Annotated in this window: 1 protein-coding gene; it reads left to right on the forward strand. The window is 46.7% G+C overall.

Translation table 11 applies throughout. The features are described 5' to 3' along the window. Nucleotides 1-95: 95 nt before the first annotated feature. Nucleotides 96-1,191 (forward strand): IS4 family transposase (locus tag MHM99_RS21090; RefSeq protein ID WP_239220465.1); only part of this gene is annotated, 1,096 nt, incomplete at its 3' end.

Below are 1,191 nucleotides of genomic sequence, written 5' to 3' on the forward strand. Positions count from 1 at the left end.
GTAATGCCGATCAGTTAAGAAAATTTTCATGATCGGTTGACCGATCTTTTTAAGGCTTCAAAATCCGATATCAGTCTCTGGTATCGGATTTTTTAATGTCTTTACTTACAAACCTCGATGAAACATTCAGCCATGCAGAAGATTTAAATGCCATCGATAAACTGATGTCGTTTGTTGACCCTGAACTTCTTCAGCAAGCCTATGAGCTATCAGGTGTGGCGACTGTCAGACGTCGCCGTTTGCCTTTAGATTCGGTAGTGTTAACCATTGTCGGCATGAGTCTTTTTCGTAACGATCCTGTCTGGGACATCGCGAATAAACTCAATGTTTCGCTTCCGGGTAAAAACCGCTTTGTTGCTCCGAGTGCAGTGGTACAAGCCCGCCAAAGGTTGGGTGATGATGCTGTCGGTCACGTCTTCAAATTGATGGCACAGCGGGCATTCACTGAATATGCCTTTGAACAGTGGTGTGGTTTAAATGTACTGGCGGTTGACGGCGTAATGTTCCGTGCTCAGGATACTGCTGAGAACCTTGATGCATTTGGTTGTGACCGGAATGCTAAGGGTGATAATCCGTACCCACAGGTACGCATGTGTAGTCTGATGGAAACGTCCAGCCACCTTCTGTTGGCCAGTGAATTTGACAGCCGGGATGTGGGAGAGATGTCTCTTGCACAGCGGCTTGTTCCTTCGGTTCCCGATAACTCTCTGACCCTTTTTGACAGAGGGTATTATTCGCTGGGGCTACTGTACTTGTGGATGACTAAAGGTGTTAATACGCACTGGATGCTCCCCGCCCGTAAAGATTTACAGTATACTGTGAGACATCAACTCAGCGAGGATGATGCTGTTATCACGCTTAAAACCTCTCCTCAAGCCAGGAAGAAATTTGATGGTTTACCCGAAACCATTGAAGCGAGACTGACCCGCTACAAAGTAGATGGAAAGTCTTACCGCGTGCTCAGTTCAATGGTCGATGCAATGCAGTTTCCCTACGAAGAAGTTGTCAATGTGTATGTTCAACGCTGGGAAATCGAACTGGGCTTCAGAGAAATGAAACAGACACTACATCAGGCAAAACTGACACTGCGCAGTAAGAAACCTGAGATGGTTCGACAGGAACTCTGGGGGCTGTTGGTAGCCTACAACCTGATTAGAATGATGATGCTGGATGCCGTAAAAGACATGCCGG

This window comes from Alteromonas sp. MmMcT2-2, from assembly GCF_022348305.1.
Lineage (GTDB): Bacteria > Pseudomonadota > Gammaproteobacteria > Enterobacterales > Alteromonadaceae > Alteromonas > Alteromonas macleodii.